This window comes from Streptomyces sp. NPDC048521 (assembly GCF_043199855.1).
Lineage (GTDB): Bacteria > Actinomycetota > Actinomycetes > Streptomycetales > Streptomycetaceae > Streptomyces.
Map to the genome: position 1 here is coordinate 261,388 of NZ_JBICWR010000011.1, position 21,222 is coordinate 282,609.

The 21,222-nt window shown below is 71.0% G+C and carries 16 protein-coding genes; 15 read left to right on the plus strand and 1 reads right to left on the minus strand.

The genetic code is table 11. From position 1 onward, the window contains the following. The first annotated feature begins 69 nt into the window (after positions 1-69). The 7 genes from ACGFRF_RS25515 (at position 70) to ACGFRF_RS25545 (ending at position 8,273) form a co-directional block, all read left to right on the plus strand. Positions 70-1,254 (plus strand): FAD-dependent monooxygenase, encoded by a 1,185-nt coding sequence (locus tag ACGFRF_RS25515; protein WP_393743607.1) that lies wholly within the window; start codon positions 70-72, stop codon positions 1,252-1,254. A gap of 97 nt (positions 1,255-1,351) precedes the next feature. Beyond that, a complete protein-coding gene (locus ACGFRF_RS25520) occupies positions 1,352-2,617 on the plus strand; it encodes a beta-ketoacyl-[acyl-carrier-protein] synthase family protein (protein WP_393743609.1) in 1,266 nt (421 codons plus the stop codon). Positions 2,618-2,648: 31 nt separating this feature from the next. Beyond that, positions 2,649-3,770 carry a thiamine pyrophosphate-dependent enzyme gene (locus tag ACGFRF_RS25525; RefSeq protein WP_393743611.1) on the plus strand — a complete coding sequence of 374 codons (1,122 nt, stop codon included), beginning with the start codon at positions 2,649-2,651 and terminating at the stop codon, positions 3,768-3,770. Next, the gene (locus ACGFRF_RS25530; protein ID WP_393743613.1) at positions 3,767-4,786 is read left to right on the plus strand and encodes an alpha-ketoacid dehydrogenase subunit beta; all 1,020 of its coding nucleotides are present in this window, start codon (positions 3,767-3,769) and stop codon (positions 4,784-4,786) included. Before ACGFRF_RS25525 ends, ACGFRF_RS25530 begins: the two co-directional genes overlap by 4 nt. Next, a complete protein-coding gene (locus ACGFRF_RS25535) occupies positions 4,783-6,042 on the plus strand; it encodes a dihydrolipoamide acetyltransferase family protein (protein WP_393743615.1) in 1,260 nt (419 codons plus the stop codon). The genes ACGFRF_RS25530 and ACGFRF_RS25535 overlap by 4 nt, the downstream gene beginning before the upstream one ends. Before the next feature lie 230 nt (positions 6,043-6,272). Further along, positions 6,273-7,736 (plus strand): catalase, encoded by a 1,464-nt coding sequence (locus ACGFRF_RS25540; protein ID WP_393743617.1) that lies wholly within the window; start codon positions 6,273-6,275, stop codon positions 7,734-7,736. Positions 7,737-7,886: 150 nt separating this feature from the next. Continuing rightward, a complete protein-coding gene (locus ACGFRF_RS25545; protein WP_393743619.1) occupies positions 7,887-8,273 on the plus strand; it encodes an ankyrin repeat domain-containing protein in 387 nt (128 codons plus the stop codon). 244 nt (positions 8,274-8,517) lie between these two features. On the opposite strand, the gene ACGFRF_RS25550 is transcribed toward ACGFRF_RS25545, so the two are convergent. Beyond that, positions 8,518-9,489, minus strand: coding sequence for a quinone oxidoreductase family protein (locus ACGFRF_RS25550; RefSeq protein WP_393743620.1), 972 nt, complete (start codon positions 9,487-9,489; stop codon positions 8,518-8,520). A 286-nt stretch (positions 9,490-9,775) separates the two neighbouring features. Between ACGFRF_RS25550 and ACGFRF_RS25555 the strand changes: the two genes are divergently transcribed. From ACGFRF_RS25555 to poxB, 8 genes are all read left to right on the plus strand, one after another. Further along, the gene (locus tag ACGFRF_RS25555) at positions 9,776-10,393 is read left to right on the plus strand and encodes a TetR/AcrR family transcriptional regulator (RefSeq protein ID WP_393743621.1); all 618 of its coding nucleotides are present in this window, start codon (positions 9,776-9,778) and stop codon (positions 10,391-10,393) included. Positions 10,394-10,629: 236 nt separating this feature from the next. Continuing rightward, positions 10,630-10,989: a hypothetical protein gene (locus ACGFRF_RS25560; protein ID WP_393743622.1), complete on the plus strand. Its 360-nt coding sequence runs from the start codon at positions 10,630-10,632 to the stop codon at positions 10,987-10,989. Between the two features lie 309 nt (positions 10,990-11,298). After that, a complete protein-coding gene (locus tag ACGFRF_RS25565) occupies positions 11,299-11,757 on the plus strand; it encodes a MarR family winged helix-turn-helix transcriptional regulator (protein WP_393743624.1) in 459 nt (152 codons plus the stop codon). A 56-nt stretch (positions 11,758-11,813) separates the two neighbouring features. Then, positions 11,814-13,541 carry an MFS transporter gene (locus ACGFRF_RS25570; RefSeq protein ID WP_393743626.1) on the plus strand — a complete coding sequence of 576 codons (1,728 nt, stop codon included), beginning with the start codon at positions 11,814-11,816 and terminating at the stop codon, positions 13,539-13,541. Positions 13,542-13,998: 457 nt separating this feature from the next. Further along, positions 13,999-16,260 carry an ATP-binding protein gene (locus tag ACGFRF_RS25575; protein WP_393743628.1) on the plus strand — a complete coding sequence of 754 codons (2,262 nt, stop codon included), beginning with the start codon at positions 13,999-14,001 and terminating at the stop codon, positions 16,258-16,260. A gap of 677 nt (positions 16,261-16,937) precedes the next feature. After that, positions 16,938-18,656 carry a dolichyl-phosphate-mannose--protein mannosyltransferase gene (locus ACGFRF_RS25580; protein WP_393743630.1) on the plus strand — a complete coding sequence of 573 codons (1,719 nt, stop codon included), beginning with the start codon at positions 16,938-16,940 and terminating at the stop codon, positions 18,654-18,656. A 236-nt stretch (positions 18,657-18,892) separates the two neighbouring features. Next, the gene (gene tatA, locus ACGFRF_RS25585) at positions 18,893-19,138 is read left to right on the plus strand and encodes a Sec-independent protein translocase subunit TatA (RefSeq protein ID WP_393743632.1); all 246 of its coding nucleotides are present in this window, start codon (positions 18,893-18,895) and stop codon (positions 19,136-19,138) included. A 281-nt stretch (positions 19,139-19,419) separates the two neighbouring features. Continuing rightward, a complete protein-coding gene (gene poxB / locus ACGFRF_RS25590; RefSeq protein ID WP_393743634.1) occupies positions 19,420-21,153 on the plus strand; it encodes a ubiquinone-dependent pyruvate dehydrogenase in 1,734 nt (577 codons plus the stop codon). The last annotated feature ends 69 nt before the right edge of the window (positions 21,154-21,222 follow it).

Sequence of the window (21,222 nt, forward strand, 5' to 3'; positions counted from 1 at the left end):
CCACCCCTGCCGTGCCCCGCGCGATCGCCGCGGGGCACGGCGCACCAACGAGCAGATGGGACAGCAACCATGCGCGTGGTCATCCTCGGAGCCGGCATCGCCGGCCTGTCCACCGCCGCCGCACTGCGCCGGGTCGGCATCGAGTCGGAGATCTGGGAACGGGCGAGCGAACTGCGGCCGGCCGGAACGGGCATCGGGATCGCGAACAACGCCACCACGGCACTGAGACACCTCGACATCGACTTCGGCCTCGGCAGCACCCGCGGCGCCCAGGTGCGGCAGATGCGGATCCTGAGCCCCCGCGGCCGGACGCTGCTGGAGACGCCCGTCGCCGCGATCCAGCGGGAGGTCGGCACCCCGGCGGTCACCGTGCACCGGGCTGACCTCCAGGAGGGTCTGCTCGAAGCGGTCGGGGACACACCGATCCGCCTGGGCGCCCGGGCGACCGGCTACCGGGCCGCGGGTGACGGCACCGGGGTGCAGGTCGACTTCGCCGACGGCCGCGTCGCCACGGGCGATCTGCTGATCGCGGCGGACGGCATCAACTCCGTGGTCCGCAGCCGCCTGCACGGTGGTGCGGGCCGCATCCGGTACGGGGGCTTCGTCGCGTGGCTGGCCACCGTCGACTACCGCGACCCGCTGATCACCCCCGGGTGGAACGCCCAGTTCTGGGGGCGTGGCCGCCGTTTCGGTCTGCACGACATCGGTCAGGGGCGGGTCTACTGGTGGGGCACGATGACCATGGACGAGGCCCGCGCCAACGCCTGGGACGGTGACAAGGACGAGATCGCCCGGGCGTTCCGGGGATGGGCACCGGTGATCCCCGAACTGATCGACATCACACCGTTCGAGCGGATCATCTCGGTTCCCGCGCGGGACCGGCCGTTCGACGAACGCTGGGGCGAGGGCCCGGTCACCCTGATCGGCGACGCCGCGCACCCCATGCTCACCAGCCTCAGCCAGGGCGGCAGCACCGCCATCGAGGAGGCCGTGGTGCTCGCCAGGGTCCTGGAGCACGCCACCGACCCCGTGCGCGGCCTGCGCGCGTGGGAGGTCATGCGCAGGGAGCGGACCCGGATGATGGTCGACGTCTCCTACCGGATGCGCACCTTCGAGCAGATGGACAACGGGTTCCAGGTGATGCTGCGCTCCCTGATGCTCAGATTCGGGTCGAACCGCCGGGTGGAAGACCTGTTCCGCGAGGCGATGATCATGCCGCCACTCCCCGCCTCCCCGGGCGAACGGACGGTCTGATGGCCCTCAGCACACGCCGCCCCCTCCCTGACGGGACGGCGGCCGACACCGCCGCACCGCCTCCCGCATCGCCACTGAAAGGCCGGGTGAACCCGCTGTGAACACCACCTCCGCCGCACCGGACGGACGCGTTCGCGTACTGGTCACGGGCATGGGCGTGGTCGCCCCCAACGGCATCGGTCAGCGGGAGTTCTGGGAGTCCCAGATCACCTCCCGCAGCGGCATACGGGAGGTGACCCGTTTCGACCCGGTCGGCCAGCGGGTGCGTATCGCAGGAGAGGTGGACCTGCCCGACGACCTGGCCCTCGGCCGAGCGGAGGGGGAACGGACCGACCGCTGCACCCAACTGGCCTCGGCCGCCGCGCTGCTCGCCCTGCGCGACGCCGGCCTGGAAGGCGCGGACCTGTCGGCAGCCGGCATCGTCTCGGGCACGGGTTGGGGATGCGTGCAGTCCCTGGAGGCCAGCCACCGCAATCTGCTGGAGGGCGGCCCCGAGGCCGTTCAGGCACGGTTCACACCGATGGCGATGAACAACAACACGCCCGCCTTCATCGCCATCCGCCACGGGTTCGGCGGACCCTGCACGGTGGCGACCAGCGCGTGCTGTTCCGGCGCGGACGCGCTGATCACCGCACACCAGATGATCACCTCGGGCGAGGCCGACCTGGTCGTCGCCGGGGGCGCCGAAGCACCAGTGACCCCCCATCTGCTGGCCGGGTTCGACCGGCTCGGCATCCTCTCCCGCGCCAACGACACCCCCCAGCAGGCGTGCCGGCCGTTCAGCGCCGAACGCACCGGCACCGTCCTGAGCGAGGGCGCCGCCTTCCTCGTCCTGGAATCGGCACCGCACGCCACCGCACGAGGCGCGCGGGCCCTGGCGGTCTTCGCCGGGTTCGGACGGTCCAGCGACGCTCACCACATGCTCCGTCTGCACCCGCGGGCCGCGGGTGCGGAACGGGCCCTCGTCCGGGCGCTGCGCTCCGCGGGGCTGCGCCCCGACGACGTCGACTACGTCAACGCCCACGCCACCGGGACCCCCGGCAACGATCAGCACGAGGCCCTCGCCCTCAGCAAGGTCTTCCAGGACCGTGGGACCCGGCCCGCCGTCGTCGGCACCAAGTCCCTGACCGGCCACGCCCTCGGCGCCGCCGGCGCACTGGAGGCCGTCGCTGCCGTCCAGTCCGTGGTCCACCACGTGATCCCGCCCACCGTCGGCACCGCCCCGATCGATCCCGGAATCGACGTGGACGTGGTCACGGGCGAGCCCCGGGAGAGCAAGGTGCGCGCCGCGCTGAGCAACTCCTTCGCCTTCGGCGGCCACAACGCCGTCCTCGCCTTCACCCAGCCCGGACACACGTCATGAACGGACGGACCGAGCGGAGGTCGGAACAAGCATGACGCCGAAGACCCTGACAGAGCCCCGCACCGGCCCCGTCGTCACCTCCCAGGCGGCGCCGGTCCGTCTCATCGACGCGGCGGGCAGACCGGTGGCCGCCCCCGACGACTACCCCGAGCCCACTCACGAACGTCTGCTGTCGGCCTACGCGCACATGGTCGCCGGACGGCGCCTCGACGCGCAGGCGACCGCCCTGGCCAAACAGGGACGTCTGGGCGTGTACCCCTCCAGTCTCGGACAGGAAGCGTGCCAGGTCGGCGCCGCGCTCGTCCTGCGGGAATCCGACTGGCTCTTCCCCACCTACCGCGACACGGTCGCCGTCATCTCACGCGGCGTCGATCCGGTGGAGGCCCTCACCCTGATGCGCGGCAGCCGTCACTGCGGCTACGACCCGGTCCGCCATCGGACGGCCCCCCAGTGCACCCCGTTGGCGACACACGCCCCGCACGCCGTGGGACTGGCCCACGGCATGCGCCTCCAGGGACGTGCGGACGTCGTCGCCCTGGTGCTCCTGGGCGACGGCGCGACCTGCGAGGGGGACTTCCACGAGGCGCTGAACCTCGCAGCGGTCCTGTCCGCCCCGGTGGTGTTCCTCATCCAGAACAACCGGTACGCCATCTCGACCGGCGCCGACCGGCTGAGCGCCACGAGCAGCCTCTCCGGCAAGGGCGTCGCCCACGGGGTCCCCTCCGTGGAGGTCGACGGCAACGATGTCGCAGCCGTGCTCTCCGTCCTCGACCGCGCGGTCGGCGCGGCCCGGGCGGGCCACGGGCCGTGCCTGGTGGAGGCACACACCTACCGAATGGCGCCGCACACCAACGCCGATGACCCGAGCCGTTACCGGGACAGCGCCGAGGAGGAACAGTGGCGGGAACAGGACCCGATCGCACGCCTCGACCGCTTCCTGCGCTCCCGCGCCGTGCTCACCGACGACCTCGCGCGGGAGCACCGGGACCGGGCCGACGAGCGGGCCGCGGACCTGCGGTCCCGGATCGCCGCGGAACTCCCCGTGGACCCGATGTCCGTGTTCGACCACGTCTACCGGCACCCTCCAGCGCCACTACAGGAGCAACGCGCGGCCCTGCGGGCCGAACTGGACGAGGGAGAGCCCCGCACATGACGAGCACCACCATGGCGCAGGCGCTGAACAGCGCCCTGCGCGACGCCCTGCGGCAGGACCGCCGTACCGTCGTCTTCGGAGAGGACGTGGGGCGACTGGGCGGCGTGTTCCGCGTGACCGACGGCCTCGCCCGTGACTTCGGCGACTCACGCTGCTTCGACACCCCGCCGGCCGAGGCCGGCATCGTGGGGCTGGCCGTGGGACTGGCGATGGCCGGGATGCGCCCGATCGCGGAGATCCAGTTCGACGCCTTCGCCTACCCGGCGTTCGAGCAGGTCGTCTCCCACGTCGCCAAGATGTGCTACCGCACCCAGGGTCGGGTGCCCATGCCCCTGGTCCTGCGCGTTCCCTACGCCGGCGGCATCGGCGGGGTGGAACACCACAGCGATTCCAGCGAGGCGTACTACGCGCACACCGCCGGCCTGAAGGTGGTCACCCCGTCCACCGCCGCCGACGCCTACGGTCTGCTCCGAGCGGCCATCGAGGACCCCGACCCGGTCGTCTTCCTCGAACCGAAGCGGCTCTACTGGGACCAGGCCGACATCGGATCACCTGCCGCCGTCACGCCCCTCGGCCGCGCCGCGGTCCTCCGCCCCGGCCGGGACGTCACCCTGGTGTCCTACGGCGCCACCGTGCCGGCGGCCCTGCGGGCGGCCGAGGAGGCGTCGGCCCAGGGGCTCGACGTGGAGGTCATCGACCTCCGGAGCATCGCCCCCCTCGACGACGCCACTGTCGTGGCCTCGGTCCGCCGCACGGGCCGTTGCGTCGTGGTCCACGAGGCCCAGGGCTTCTGCGGAGTCGGGGCGGAGATCGCCGCGCGGATCCAGGAGCGCTGCTTCCACGCCCTGCACGCCCCCGTGCTCAGGGTCACCGGGTTCGACGTCCCCTATCCTCCACCGCTCCTGGAGAGCTTCTACCTGCCGGACGCGGAACGCATCCTGCGCACGATGAGCCGCCTCCAGTTCGACGATCGTCCTGACCCCGCGTACGGGGCCGAGGCAGGGGTGTCCCGATGACCGAAGCTCTCGCGTCCGACGTCATGACCTTCTGCCTGCCGGACCTCGGCGAGGGGCTCACCACGGCGGAAGTGGTCGAGTGGAAGGTCGCCGTCGGTGACAGCGTCTGCGTCGACCAGAGCGTCGTGGAAGTGGAGACCGCCAAAGCGGTGGTCGACGTCCCCGTCCCCTTCGCCGGGGTCGTGCACCGGCTGCACGGTGCGCCGGGTGACTCCGTCACCGTCGGGGCCCCGCTGATCAGCGTTCACCCGGGTCCTTCCGCCGGCGACGGCCCGGAGGAACGCGGCACCGCGGGATCGGGATCGGGCAGCGTCCTGGTCGGTTACGGCACCGACCACGGCCCACGGACCCGGTCGGCGGTGAGCCCCGCCCGGCCCGGCACGGCACCGGATCGGCAGCCCCTGGTCATCTCACCGGTGGTGCGGCACCTGGCGGCCCGGCACGACGTGGACGTCGCCGCCCTGGTGCCGAGCGGCGCCGGTGGTGTCGTACTGCGCCGGGACGTCGAGGCGGCGATCCGGCGGGCCGCCTCACCGCAGGTCACGCGGGCCGCCACGGCGCCGCAGGTCACGCGTATTGCGCTGCGCGGCATACACAGGTCGATGGCGGACGCCGTCGCGCGCAGCCGACGGGAGATACCCGACGTCACGGTCTGGGTCGAGGCCGACGCCACCGCCCTCTTCGCGGCACGTGACCGGCTGCGCACGGCGCCGGGCGGCGCCGACGTGAGCGTCCTCGCCCTCTTCGCACGCATCTGCACGGCCGGGCTGCTCCGCTTCCCCGCCCTCAATTCCCGGTTCGACGCGGCGCGGAACGAAGTGCTGCGACCCGCCCATGTGAACCTCGGTTTCGCGGCACACACCGAACACGGTCTCCTCGTTCCCGTCGTCCACCACGCCGACCGCGCCCCGCTGCCTCAGCTGGCCGCCACCATGAGGCGGCTGACCGACGCCGCCCGGACCGGCCGCCTGACACCGGCAGACGCCACCGGCGGCACCTTCACCCTCAACAACTACGGGGTGTTCGGCGTCGACGGGGCGACTCCCGTGATCAACCATCCGGAAGCAGCCATGCTGGGCATCGGCCGCTGCGCGGACCGACCGCACGTGGTGGACGGACAGGTGACGGTGCGCATGACGACGCAGCTCTCCCTCACCTTCGATCACCGGGTCTGCGACGGCGGCACCGCCGCGGCCTTCCTGCGGTTCGTCGCGGACCACACGGAGGATCCGCTGCTCCTGCTGAACTGTCTGTGAGCGGTCGCCGCACGGCCCTGGTGCGCGACGGCGGTCGACGGGCCGCCGGCACGGCGAACACCGTCCCGAGCGGCCGGTTGGGAAGCACGTATGCCAGTAGGTCCACTTGACGTAGATATGTTGCAACATAGGATGTGTGTTGGTCCAAGCTGCAGGGCGGCTCGCGGGCTCGTCCGGCCTGGCGCCAGGCGTTGAACACATGTGAGGGACCACTCAACGAGGAGCGAGCTTTGCCCGAGAACAACCAGAGGCCGTTGACCACGGCTGCCGGTGCACCGGTTCCCGACAACCAGAACTCCCTGACGTCCGGTCCGCGTGGCCCGATGCTCCTGCAGGACGTGTGGTTCCTGGAGAAGCTCGCTCACTTCGACCGCGAGGTGATTCCGGAGCGCCGTATGCACGCCAAGGGCTCGGGCGCCTTCGGGACCTTCACGGTGACCCACGACATCACGCGGTACACGAGCGCGAAGATCTTCTCCGAAGTCGGCAAGAAGACCGCGCTGTTCGCCCGCTTCTCCACGGTCGCGGGCGAGCGCGGCGCGGCCGACGCCGAGCGTGACATCCGCGGCTTCGCCCTGAAGTTCTACACGGACGAAGGCAATTGGGACCTGGTCGGCAACAACACCCCGGTGTTCTTCTTCCGCGACCCGCTGAAGTTCCCCGACCTCAACCACGCGGTGAAGCGCGACCCGCGCACCAACCTGCGCGACCCCGAGAACAACTGGGACTTCTGGACCAACCTCCCCGAATCCCTGCACCAGGTCACCATCGTGATGTCCGACCGGGGCATCCCCGCCTCCTACCGGCACATGCACGGCTTCGGCTCGCACACCTACAGCCTGGTCAATGCCGAGGGCGAACGGTTCTGGGTCAAGTTCCACCACCGTACCCAGCAGGGCATCAAGAACCTCACCGACGCGGAGGCCGAGGCCCTCATCGGCAAGGACCGCGAGTCGCACCAGCGTGACCTCTTCGAGGCGATCGAGGCCGGCGACTTCCCGAAGTGGAAGCTGTTCATCCAGGTCATGCCGGAGGCCGACGCGGAGAGCTACCGCTTCCACCCCTTCGACCTCACCAAGGTCTGGTCGAAGAAGGACTACCCGCTGATCGAGGTCGGCGAGTGGGAACTCGACCGCAACCCCGACAACTACTTCGCGGACGTCGAGCAGGCCGCCTTCAGCCCGGCGAACGTGGTTCCGGGCATCGGCTTCTCCCCCGACAGGATGCTGCAGGGCCGCCTCTTCTCCTACGGTGACGCCCAGCGCTACCGCCTCGGTGTGAACCACCACCAGATCCCCGTCAACGCCCCGAAGAACCCGGTGAACTCCTACCACCGCGACGGCGGCATGCGCGTCGACGGCAACCAGGGAGCCACCCCCGGCATCGAGCCCAACTCCTACGGACGCTGGCAGGAACAGCCCGCCTACCGCGAGCCGAGCCAGGCCGTGGGCGCCGTCGCCGACCGGTTCGACTTCCGTGCCGACGACGACAACTACTTCGAGCAGCCCGGCAATCTGTTCCGCCTGATGAGCCCCGAGCAGCGGCAGGCCCTCTTCGAGAACACGGCCCGTGCGATCGACGGCGCCTCCCGGCGGACCGTCGAACGGCACATCGCCAACTGCACCCAGGCCGACCCGGCCTACGGCGAAGGCGTCCGCAAGGCCGTCGAGGCCCTGGCCGCCGGCGACCTCTGACCCCTTCGCCCCCCCACGGCACACGCGAGACGCCCCCACCTGGCCCGGCGCGGGCACGGAACACGCCCACGCCGGGCCGGGACCCGCACACCGCGGACCGCCGCACGGACACGAGGAACAGCCGTGCCCGCACGATCCGGAGAAGGACACATGACCAGCGGTGGACTGACTCCTGAGCAGACGCGCCGCGTCATGGCCATCGCCATGGACCTGGCCCGGGAGGGCAGCACCGGACCCCTGGTGGACTTCGTGGAGCACGGGCTCCCGGTGGACACCGTGGACGCGGCCGGCAACACCCTTCTGATGCTCGCCGCCTACCACGGCCACGCCGACACCGTACGGGCCCTGATCGCGCTCGGTGCCGACCCGGACCTGCGCAACGCCCGTGACCAGTCGCCCATCGCCGGTGCCCTGTTCAAGGGCGCCGACGACGTCGTGCTGGTACTGCGGCAGGCCGGCGCGGACCTGAACTCCGGCACGCCGACCGCGCGGTCGGCCGCCGCCCTGTTCGGTCGCACCCACCTGCTGGCCGACTGATCCGCGAACGCGCCGGCCGCGGCGGCAGCCGTGCGGCGCGAGACCACGGAGGGCCGGCCTTCCGTCGGTCCTCCGTGCCGCACAGCGCGGCGGGGTCACGGCACGTGTCAGCCCGGAACGACGTCCCGGGCGCCGTCGTCCAGCGGCAACCGGTACGGCTTCGTCCGGCTCTCCCCAGGTGTGACCGGTAGGGGGCTGCGCACAGGGCGGCGGCCGGCAGGGGGCTGGGCCGAGGGCGGCCGGGTCACCGGCTGGGGTCGAGCAGCAGCTTGCCGGAGGTACGCCGCGACTCGATGTCCGTGTGTGCCTGAGCGGCCGCGCCCAGCGGGTAGCGCTCACTGATGTCGATCCGCAGCTTCCCCTCGCGGATCTTGCCGAAGAGATCTCCGGTGTGCCGGAGCAGCAGCTCCCGGTTGTGGATGTGGTCCGCGTACACCGCGTAGGTGATCCTGACGCTCCTGGGCAGGTCGAGCATGCGCACGGTGGGGATGTCGCCGATCAGCGGGCCGTAGTAGACCAGCGTGCCGACCCTCCGCAGGACCTCGAGCGAGGGCCGGAACGTGGTGGCACCCCCGCCGTCGAAGACCGCGTGCACGCCCTCGCCGTCCGTCAGGTTCTTGACCCGGTCCACGAAGTCGCCGCCGGAGGAGACGAGGACCTCGTCCGCACCCGCTGCCTTCGCGGCCGGCACCTTCTCCTCACGGGAGACCAGGCCGATCACCCGTACGCCGCGCAGTTTGAGCAGCTGGGTGACGATGCGACCCACACCTCCGGCGGCGGAGTGCACGAGGGCGGTCTCGCCCTCGGCCAGGGGCGCGGACTCCGTGACGAAGTGGTGTGCGGTGAGTCCCTGCATCATCGTCGCGGCGGCGATGTCGCTCGGGATGTCGTCCGGGACAGGGACGACCATGTCGGCGGGGACCGCGATCTTCTCGGCGTAGCTGCCGTAGACCGAGACCCAGGCCACCCGGTCGCCGATCGCGAAACCGCTGACGCCCTCGCCGACGGCGGTGACCCGGCCGGCGCCCTCGACACCAGGGACGAAGGGCAGGTCGCCGGGTACCGAGAATCCGGCACGGGTGCCGGTGTCCATGAAGTTGATACCGGCGAAGTCGATGTCCACCACCAGCTCACCCGGCTTGGGCTGGGGGTCGGGCCATTCCTTCAGCTGGAGCACTTCCGGCCCGCCCAGCTGTTCCACCGCCACAGCACGCATGGTGCACACCTCTTTCTGTCGGTACGGTCGCCGGTCGGCCGGCGAGTGCTTCGGAGGGTCCCTCGGATCGGAAGGGACTCTGTGTCTCGGGTTTGTCGGCGAAGAGGCTCGTGCCGCGTCTTCGGCGCAGCGGCCCGACTGCGTGACGACTGTGAGCGTAGGGCGCATTTTTTGGACCGGCAAGTCCAAGAAGTTCGGCGCCCCAGGGGCCGTAGAGACGGCTGAAGGGGCCGATGCGCAGGCCTTGGCCGGACCAGGTGCTCCATGAGACAGGTAGCCTGCAGGCATGGCACGGAATGGGGAGAGCCGGCTCACTGCGAAGGGCCGTGCTACCCGGCAGCGCATCATCGAGGGCGCGTCGGCACACCTGCGCAGCGAAGCCCCCGGGACCGTGACGCTGGACGACATCAGGGCGATCACGGGAACCAGCAAAGGACAGTTGTTCCACTACTTTCCCGGCGGCAAGGAGGAGATCCTGCTCGCCGTCGCCCAGTTCGAGGCTGATCGCGTCATCACCGACCAGCAGCCGCACATCGACCTCCTCGGTTCCTGGGAGGCCTGGTCTGGCTGGCGGGACGCCCTGGTGGCACGCTACCGGGCGCAGGGGGCGCACTGTCCGCTCGCCCACCTCATGGACCAGGTGGGCAGCACACCGGGCGCCGCCGAAGTGGCCGCGTCACTGCTCACCCGCTGGCAGCGGCTCATCCGCCAGGGGATCATCACGATGCAGGCCGACGGGCTCGTCGACCCGGCACTCGACGCGGACCGGGCCGCTGCAGCGTTCATCGCCGGGATCCAGGGCGGTGTCCAGATACTCAGGTCGACCGGCGACAGCGCACACCTCGAAGCAGTGCTGGACATCCTGATCGACCACCTCAGGGGTCGAGTTTCCGACAGGACGTGAGGCCTCCGGGCCGCTTCACGCCTGGTAGACCTGCACACCGGCGCCGATTCCCGGCCGGCCGGGTCTGGTGGGGCGGCACGTGCTCCCTTCGGCATACGTCATGTGAAGGTGTGGCTAGTTCCGCTCTCCCCAACGCATGGTTGAACGTGCAAGATTCTGCTGTCCCTGCATTTGAACCCAACGAGTGGTGGCGACGCCTTCTGAAACGTCGCCGCGACACAGGAAAGGTGGGTGGCATGTTCAGCCCCAGGGCGAGACTCCGCAGCGCAGCGGCTGCCGCGGCCATGGCCGCGGCCCTGATCGGCCTCAACACCGGAGCGGCGCACGCGACCGACTGGCCCCCTCTGAAGGAAGGCGCGTACCTCTACTCGGGTCCCACCGGAACGGGCACGGAGACCACCGTCGACCTGAACGACATCGGCACATGTCACACGTTGTCGGAGCCGGCCGCTTCGGTCACGATCGTTTCCGGCTCCGCGGCCCTCCTGCTCTACTCCGGGCCCGACTGCACCGCCCGGTGGCCCTATGGCACCGGCTCGCTGGCTCAGTGGGACCTTCCCTGGGAGATGCTGAGCTACCGGGTGGTCAGCCTGTAACGCACTCTCCCGTGGTCGCTGTGCCGCGGCTCCCCGCCCCGTCGGTGTGACCCACCAGGGCGGTGGCCGCCTGGCGGACACTGCGCCGGAGGCCACACGAGCTGCTGCCGCAGATTCGCCCGCACCTCGTCGAGCCTCGTCTCGGTGGGCCCCGCTCTGCTCCGCGCAGAGCGGGGCCTTCTCGTGTCAGCCGGCAGCAGGGGGACCGCCATCCGGCCCCGGGGCGCCACCTCGGCCGACATGTGCCGAGAACCCGCCACGTCCCGGCGCCCACTTGTTTCACAGTACACGTAACTGCATAATGCGGTTATGGATAAGCCGGACACGGAGACTGGTGAGCCTGTCGAGGGCCTGACCATCGCCTTGGAGCACATGCTCCGCCACATCCGCAAGAGTGCGACCGCCGGCGGTCTGAGCGCCGCGTCGTCGCTGGTCCTGAGCCGCCTGACCCGCGAGGGAGCCTGCCGGCTGACCGAACTGGCGCGGGCCGAGGGTGTGTCCCAGCCCAACATGACCCAGCTGGTCACCCGCATGGAAAAGGCGGGCCTGGTACGGCGCACCGCCGACGCGCGTGACGGCCGAGGTGTGCTGGTGGAGGTCACCGACACGGGCATCGAGGTGTTCCACCGACGGCGGGCGGAGCGCGCACACGCGCTGGACCTGCTCATCCACGAGCTCACGGAGCAGGAACAACAGGCGGTCCGCATCGCGCTCCCCGCCCTGTCCCGCGCCATCGAGGCTCGCACCGCCCGCGAGACCCGCTCCTGACGCGGCGCGTGCCCGTCCCCACGTTCCCGTACCTGTTTGCCGAGGTGGAGAGATACATGAGCGCACCACATTCCGAGGCGGCCAGTTCGTTCAGGCAGCCGAAGGCCGTCTGGGCCGTGGCCTTCGCCTGTGTGATCTCGTTCATGGGCATCGGCCTGGTCGACCCGATCCTGCCCGCCCTGGCCGAGAGCCTGCACGCGACGCCCAGTCAGGTCTCCCTGCTGTTCAGCAGCTACCTGATCGTGACGGCCGTCGCCATGCTGGTCGTGGGCTGGGTGTCCAGCCGCATCGGGGCCAAGCGCACCCTGCTGACCGGACTCGGCGTCATCGTCGTCTTCGCCGCCCTGGCCGGGGCCTCCGGCTCCATCAACGGCATCGTCGGCTTCCGGGCCGGCTGGGGACTGGGCAACGCCCTGTTCATCGCCACGTCGCTGGCCGTCATCGTCGCCTCCGCGAGTGGCGGCTTCGGCGGCGCGATCATCCTCTACGAGACCGCGCTCGGCCTCGGCATCGCCGTCGGCCCCCTGCTCGGCGGTGAGTTGGGCGCCATCAGCTGGCGTGGCCCGTTCTTCGGCGTGGCCGTCCTCATGGCCCTCGCGTTCGTCGCCACGCTCGCCTTCGTCCCGTCCCTGCCCAAACCGGCCCGCCCCTCCTCACCGCTCGCACCGCTCAAGGCGCTGCGCCACCGCGGTCTGCTGACCATGGGCATCATGGCGCTGCTGTACAACTGGGGCTTCTTCACCATGCTGGGCTACGCCCCGTACCCGATGGAGCTGAGCGCCCACCAGCTCGGGCTGGTCTTCACCGGCTGGGGACTGCTGGTCGCCGCCTTCAGCGTGTTCTTCGCCCCGCGCCTGCAAGCCCGTTACGGCACGGCTCTCGTGCTGTACGCCAACCTGCTCGGCCTGAGCATCGCGATGGCCGTCATCGCCGCCGGCGTCGACACGCCCGCCGTGGTGATCGTGGCCGTCATCGTCAGCGGCGCCTTCATCGGCATCAACAACACCCTCACCACCCAGGCGGTCATGCTCGTCTCTCCCGTCGAGCGCCCCGTCGCCTCCTCCGCCTACGGCTTCCTGCGCTTCATCGGCGGCGGCCTGGCCCCCTACGCCGCCGGAAAGCTCGCCGACGCCACCGACCTGAGCGTCCCCTTCTACGTCGGCGCCGCCACCTTCCTGCTCGCGATACCCGTCCTGGCCAGCGGCCACCGGCTGCTGCGCGAGGCGGAGGCGGACACCGGTGACGGCGAGCCGGTGGCGCCCTCGCTCACCCCGGTCGGCACTCCGGCCGCAAGCGACGCCCCGCCGGTCATCGTCGCCGTCGGCGCCCACGACCAGGCCCCGGCCGTCGTCGACGCCGCCGCCCGCCTCGCCCGGGACACGGGCAGCCCGCTCGAGGTCGTCCACGTCCAGCTGACGGCGGTGGTCGAGGAGCAGGCCGCCGACACCGAGACCCACGAGCAGGCCCGCGCGGCCGTCACCGCCCACCTGGACCGCCTCGCCGCCCGGGGCGTCACGGCCACCGGACAGATCCTGACCAGCGTCGGCGACCGCGCCGCCGCCGGGCGCGTCCTGGCCCGGCACGCCGCCGACGTCCACGCGCGGACCGTCGCTGTCGGCCGCTCGCCCCGCGGTCCCCTCGCCCAGTTCGCCGACGGCAGCTTCACCACCGCCCTCAGCCACAGCGCCCCCTGCACGGTGGTCCTCGTCGACCCCCACTCCGAGACCGCACCCCGGCACCTGACCGAGGCCGCACTGGCCGAACTGCGCAACAGCGCCTCCTGAAGCACACGGACGACGAACCGGCCGCCGGGGACCAGCCAGGCACCCCGCCGCCCCCGGCACAGGCCCCGGCCGCCGCGCGCGCCGTGCTGGGCCCGCGGCAGTGGTCCCAGCACGCTCGCCCCCGCGTACGGGACGGAACGGGTTTCCCGCACGCGGCTTCGCATGGCCGGTGACTGCGGCGCGCGCCTGCCCGTTGTCCGCGAACGAGCCGACACCTCCGCCTTCTCACTACGTATGCAGCTCACCGGTACCCCTGGCCCGTCGTTCTCTCGTGAAAGCGGACACCGGGCGGGCACGGAGCCGGTGTGGGCGACCGGGCGCGTCCGGCCGGGCGGTTCACGGCCCACCCGTCGAGACGGCCTTGTCGCCGACCCATCCGGCCCTGCTACTTTTGCGGTCGTCCGAGGCGCCGGCACCGACCCGCGGCCGGAGCGCAAGGCCACAGCCTGGGGTGAGAATGGACAACAAGGCTACGTTCGGTCGGTTGTTGCGTGAGGCCCGGCAGCGTTCGCTGCTCACGTTGGAGAGTCTCGCCGAGGCGTCCGGTGTGAGTGTGCGGGCCATCAGCGACATGGAGCGGGGGAAGAGCCTGCCGCGGCAGGCGACGCTGGGCGAGTTGATGGACGCCCTGGAGCTGGACGAGGCCGATCGGCGTCGGCTGGTGCGCGCGTCCGCGCGCCGCACCCAGCAGGTGCCGCGGCAACTGCCACCCGATCTGGCCGTGTTCTGCGGTCGGGAGGATGCGCTGGCGAGGGTCGGCGATGTCATGTCGCCGGTTCCCGGGCTGGACGGGCATGCGGTCGTCTCGGCGATCGTCGGTATGGCGGGCATCGGCAAGACGACACTCGCGGTCCACTGGGCACACCAGGTGGCCGACCGTTTCCCGGACGGTCAGCTGTATGTGAACCTGCGCGGATTCGAGGACTCCGAGCAGCCCCTGGACCCCGGAGAGGCTCTGGGCGGGTTTCTCAGAGCGCTGGGTGTGCCCAGCGGTGATCTGCCGCGTGGCACCGCCGAACGCAGCGTGCTCTTCCGGGAACAGACGGCGTCCCGGCGACTGATCGTCGTACTCGACAACGCGCACGACGAGGAGCAGATCAGGCCCCTTCTGCCGCATACCGCGGGCTGTCTGACGATCATCACCTCGCGCAACCGGCTGGCCGGACTGGCGGCGGGTGAGGGGGCCTCACTGATCAGCCTGGACGTGTGGACGAGGCAGGAGGCGCTCGCTGCGCTGGCCGCGCGGATCGGCGAGGAGCGGTGCCGGGCCGAGTCGGCGGCCGCCGCCGGCCTGGCGGAGCTGTGCGGGTACCTGCCGCTGGCGGTCGCCGTGGTGGGCGCGCAGCTGAGTGCGACACCCGAGATGCCCCTGCGGCTTGCCGCGCGCGAACTGGAAGAAGCCCGGCTGGACGCTCTGTCGACCGGCGACCGTCGGGCCGATGTCCGGGCCGTCTTCTCCTGGTCGTACCGGGCCCTCGACGCCGAGACGGCACGGGTGTTCCGGCACCTGGCCCTGCACCCCGGGCCGGCGGCATCGCTCGAGGCCGCGGCCTCGCTCGTCGGCACACGACCGGCGCGGGTCCGGCGGCATCTGCGCGCACTCACCTCCGCCAGCCTGCTCTCCCGTGACGCCGACGGCCGCTACGTCCTGCACGACCTGGTCCGCGCGTACGGCATCGAACTCGTCGAGAAGGAGCGCGACGACCGCTTGGCCGCCGAGATCCGCCTCATGGACTATCTGCGGCACAACGCGTACACGGCCGGACAGTATGTGTCCAGGTACAAGGCCGACCCGCCCGGTCCCGCGGCCGAGGGTGTCGTACACGTCCCGGTCGACAGCCGTGAGGAAGCGCTCGACTGGTACCGGCAGGAGGAGTCGACCACGACCGCCGTCCTGCGCGTCGTCCAGGACCCCCGGCTGCTGCGGCACTGTGTCGACCTCGTGCTGGAATGGGTGGGCTACAACACGGTCGTGGGCCGCTGGACGGAGGAGATCACGGCCGAACGCATCGCACTGGACGCGGCCGGCGCGCTCGACGATCCGATTGCCATGGTGAGAGCCGGCGCGAACCTGGCACGTGCCTTGATCGAGACGGGCAACCACGACGAAGCTAACGAGCCGATCAAGGTGATGTTCACACACATGCACCGGCTGTCCGACCCACACCGCGCCCGTGCCGAGTTGAACCTCGCCTGGCTGCGGGAGCAGCAGCGACGCTTCAGTGAGGCTCTTGAGCATGGGCGCAACGCCCTGATGATCTACCGCGGCCTCCGACAACCCGACAAGATCGGACGTGCGCTCGGCTTCGTGGGCTGGTCCCTTGCCGCACTCGGCGAGTACCGGGAGTCCATCGCCACGTGTGAGGAGGCACTGCCCATACTGCAGGAGGCCGGGGAGCGCCGTCTCGAGGCGGACCTATGGAGCACCATCGGATACGCCTGGCATGGACTGGGCGATCTCGATGCCGCCGTCGCCGCCTACGAGAAGTCGCTGCGGCTCTTCGATGAAGTGTTCGACGATTACGGCGCTGCCGAGGTGTGGGACCATCTCGCGTCCGCCCAGCTGGAACGGGGGGACGCGGAGCAGGCACGGGCAAGCTGGACCCGGGCAGCCGAGCTGTTCAGTGCTCTCCGTGTCGCCCGCGCCGCCCAGATGCGAGCCAAGGCACAGGCCGTGGCACAGCCGGAGACGAGAACGGCCCACCGCGCCGAGAGGTGACCACCGACCGACAGCGATCACGGGCTGCGGCACGTGTCGGAGCGCAGGACGTGCGGCCGTGGCCGGGGGCGCCGGTCCCGCCCGTGAACGCGACGGCGCCGCGAGACGCGAGGCGATCCTCGCCGCCGTGGTCAGGTGCCGGTAGAAGCCGGCGTTGTCGACGAGGATGTCGACGGGGCCGTCGGCGGTGGCCGCCCGGGCGACCTCGGCGGCGGCGCCTCGTCGTCGGCCAGGTCGCCCAGGACCGTGGTGGCGGTCCCGCCGGTCCCGCCGGTCTCGCGGATCTCCCGCGCGACCTTCTCCCTACGGTCCTTGTCCCGGGCCGTGCACCACGATCGCCGCGCCCTCCGCGGCGAGCAGCTTCGCGGTGGCCTCACCGAGCCTCGAGGGTCGCTGGAGTGGAGGTTGGTCGCCGCCGCCGAAGAAGGGGAGGATGCTTCCGGGGCAGGGGCACTCGACGCGCCGGCCACCAGCACCGGCTCCACCGACGCCCCGCGGGGCATCGGACAGTTCACTCGCACACCCCCGACGTTCAGCCACGACTCGGACATAGGGCACCAGTCGGAGTCCGGCCAGGCGCGACGTGGCCACTTCACACCACCGAACCATGGAACCCGCTCGACCCGAGCAGCATCATCAGTGGCACAGCGACACGGAAAGGAAAAAGGTCGAGAGCAGTGCAGCAAAGCAACGCGACCCGTTCCCTCGACGGCGCCCGTCCGACGACGGAGCCCGGAGACTGGCAGGAACGGCTTCGCCGATTCGGATACGTAGCACGCTCGGGGGCTGACACCCGCGAGCGTCTCGTTCCGCCCTTTCCGCGGCCGCCGGTCCGTCTGTGGGAGTTCACACGTGTCGATCCGGCACGGGTGTACCGCGTCGCGAAGGTGATGGACTGGCTGGGGCCGGTACTCGTCGCCGTCCTGGCGGGGGCGATCCGCTTCTGGCACCTCGGCCGGCCGCGGGACCTCGTCTTCGACGAGACCTACTATGCCAAGGACGCCTGGTCCCTGCTGCACCTCGGCTACGAGGGCACCTGGCCGGACCGCAAGATCTCCGACCCGCAGATCCTCGCGCACCCCCAGGTGATCCCGCTCTCCGACACCGGGGCCTTCGTCGCGCACCCGCCGACGGGCAAGTGGGTGATCGCCCTCGGTGAGTGGATGTTCGGCCTGGACCCGTTCGGCTGGCGCTTCATGACGGCGGCCCTGGGCACCGTGTCGGTGCTCATGCTGTGCCGGATAGGACGCCGCCTGTTCCGTTCGACCCTGCTGGGCTGTCTGGCCGGCGCGCTGATGGCGATGGACGGTCTGCACGTGGTGATGAGCCGCAGCGCGCTGCTGGACCTCGTCGTCATGTTCTTCGTCCTGGCGGCGTTCGGATGCCTGCTGATCGACCGCGACCACGCACGAGCCCGGCTCGCGGCCGCCTTACCGGTCGGCGCGGACGGTCGTGCGCGCCCGGACGCGCGCACCGGTGACCGTGCCGGGACAGGGGCCCGTCCCTGGCGGCTCGCCGCCGGCCTCGCCCTGGGACTGGCGGCTTCCACCAAATGGAACGGACTGTACGTCCTGGCCTTCTTCGTGATCCTGACGGTGCTGTGGGACGTCGGCGCCCGCCGCGTCGCCGGGGCCCTCCGCCCGTACCGGGCGGTGCTGCGCAAGGACCTCGGCTGGTCGGTCCTGTCCCTGGTCCCGGTCGCTGTCGTGACCTATCTGGTGACCTGGACCGGCTGGTTCCTGTCCGACGACGGCTACGGACGCCACTGGGCCGACGGCCGCGGCGGCACCTGGTCATGGATCCCCGCTCCGCTGCGCAGCTGGTGGCACTACGAGTACGGGGTCTACCAGTTCAACGTGGGACTGCACTCTCCCCACACGTACGAGTCCAACCCCTGGAGCTGGCTGGTCCTGGGCCGCCCCGTGCTGTTCCACTACCAGTCGCCGAAATCCGGACAGGACGGCTGCCACACGGCGGCCGACTGCTCACAGACGGTCCTCGCCCTCGGCACCCCACTCCTGTGGTGGTCGGCCTGCTGCGCCCTCGTGTACCTGCTCTACCGATGGGCGCTGCGCCGCGACTGGCGGGCCGGCGCCATCCTGTGCGCGGTGGGTGCCGGTTATCTGCCGTGGTTCCTCTACCAGGACCGCACGATCTTCTCCTTCTACGCGGTCGTCCTCGTGCCGTACCTGTGCCTGGCCGTGACGATGATGGTGGGGGCCTTGCTGGGTCCGCCGGGCGCGGACGACAGGCGCCGCATCGTGGGCGCGGTGGCCGCGGGCGTGCTTGTCCTGCTCATCGCCTGGAACTTCATCTACTTCTTCCCGATCTACACCGGGCAGACGATCCCGTACGCCGACTGGCACTCCAGGATGTGGCTCGACACCTGGATCTGACGGCGGCGGCACGGGTGTGAGACGCCGCACGGTCCAGTGCGCCGTCGAGCACTTACCGGCCCTCGACCCCACACCTGCTACCTTGTCGGCATTGCGTGAAAGACACATATGTGTTCCGCTTTGTACCTGGCCGTCCGGAGGTCCGGCCGTGGTGACCGTGCCGAGGCCGGCCTCCGCGAAACGGCCGGTCCGGACGACATCACTGGCCTGACGGCCTGACCCAAGGAGACTGCGCAATGCTTCGCAACGGACTGGAACCCTGGCACCTGCTCATCGTGGCGGCCGTTCTCATCCTGCTGTTCGGGTCGAAGAAACTCCCCGACGCCGCCCGCGGTCTGGGCCGCTCGATGCGCATCCTCAAGAGCGAGGCCCGGGCGATGCGCGAGGAGGACACCGCGGACGGGATCCCCGCCGCCGCTCCGCCCGCCGACCGCACTCCCGCCGCGGACACCGCCACGGCAGAGCCCGCCACCGAGCGCTGACCGTCGCCCGGTCGACCGTGACCACCGGTGCGCACCTGGCCGGTGACCGCATGGTGTGGCGCACGGGCCGCCAGGGGACGGAGCCGGACAGTCGTCCGACCCAGAGACGGAAGCCGCCCTGGCGCCGGTGACGCAGTCATTCGACGGATGTGTGAGCAATGTCGGTTCCCGGACACTGATCGGGCGCTGCACGCCGCGCCGCGCCGCGAGCAAGCGGGCATCGGCCCCCACGGCTTCCCCGCCGCCGCGGACGCGCTCCCGACCGACGAAAGGCGACCCGTATGCCCACCTTCGCTGACCACGTCATCGCCTCCCTGAAGGCCTCCGGCGTGCGGCGCCTGTACGGCCTGCCCGGCGACTCCCTCAACGGTCTGACGGACGCCATACGCCGGGACGGCGACGTCGACTGGGTGCACGTGCGGCATGAGGAGAGCGCCGCCTTCGCGGCGGCGGCCGAGGCCGGGTTGACCGGCGATCTGACCGTCTGCGTCGGCAGCTGCGGCCCGGGCAACCTGCACCTGATCAACGGGCTCTACGACGCCCAGCGCAGCCGGGTGCCGGTTCTCGCGATCGCCGCCCAGATCCCGGGCAGCGAGATCGGCTCCGGCTACTTCCAGGAGACACGTCCGCAGGAGCTGTTCGCCGAGTGCAGTGTCTACGCGGAGGTGGTCAGCAGCCCGGAGTCCGGACCGCGCATCCTGGAGATGGCGATGCGGGCGGCCGTCGAACGCAGGGGCGTGGCCGTCGTCGTCGTACCCGGCGAGATCTTCCTCGCGAAGACCGGACGTGACCTGGCCCCCGCGGTGGTGCGGCCGGCCAGGACCGTCGTCCGCCCGGACGACGCCGACCTGCGCGAGGCGGCCGCGCTGCTGAACGAGGCCCAGCGGGTGACGATCCTGGCGGGCGCGGGCGCCGCCGGCGCCCACGACGACCTGGTCCGGCTCGCCGAGACGCTCAAGGCGCCCGTCGTGCACGCTCTGCGCGGTAAGGAGCACGTCGAGTACGACAACCCCTACGACGTCGGGATGACCGGCCTGCTCGGCTTCGCCTCCGGTTACAAGGCCATCGAGGAGGCCGACACCCTGCTGATGCTGGGCACCGATTTCCCCTACCGGCAGTTCTATCCGCAGGGCGCGAAGGTCATCCAGCTCGACATCCGCGGCGAGCAGATCGGCCGGCGCACCCATGTCGACCTGCCCCTGGTCGGCAGCGTGCGCGACACCCTGCCCGCGCTGCTGCCGCTGCTGACCGTCAAGAGCGGGCGCAGGCACCTCGACGAGGCCCTCGCCCACTACGCCCGCACGCGCAAGTCGCTGGACGCACTCGCCGTCAACGACCGCGAACGCACCCCGATCCACCCGCAGTTCGTGGCACGCACCCTGGACCGCCTCGCGGACCGGGACGCGGTCTTCACCGTCGACGTCGGCTCCCCGGTGGTGTGGGCTGCCCGCTATCTGACCTTCAACGGGCACCGGCGGCTGCTCGGTTCGTTCAACCACGGGACGATGGCGTGTGCCCTGCCGCACGCCGTGGGCGCGCAGGCGGCGTATCCGGGCCGTCAGGTGGTCTCGCTGTCGGGTGACGGCGGGCTCACCATGCTCCTCGGGGAGCTGTTCACCCTGCGGCAGAACCGCCTGCCTGCCAAGATCGTCGTCTTCAACAACGGCTCGCTGAACTTCGTCGAGCTGGAGATGAAGGCGTCGGGCATCGTCAACTACGCGACCGAGCTGGACAACCCGCAGCTCGCCGAGGTCGCCGCCGCGGTCGGGCTGTGGGCCCGCCGGGTGGAGCGGCCCGGTGATCTGGAGGACGCGCTCAAGGGCGCCTTCGCCCATGACGGACCCGCCCTGGTCGAGGTCATGACGGCCCGCCAGGAGCTGTCCGTGCCGCCGGCGGTCACGGTCGAGCAGGCCAAGGGGTTCACTCTCTACGCGATCCGCACCATTCTGTCCGGCCGGGGTGAGGAACTGCTCGACCTGGTCACCACGAACGTCGCCCGGCGGATCCTGCACTGAGCGGTCCCGCATCCGGAAATACGTGTCTCAGAAGACATGTGTGCCAGGGCACACCTCTGACGCTTGCCC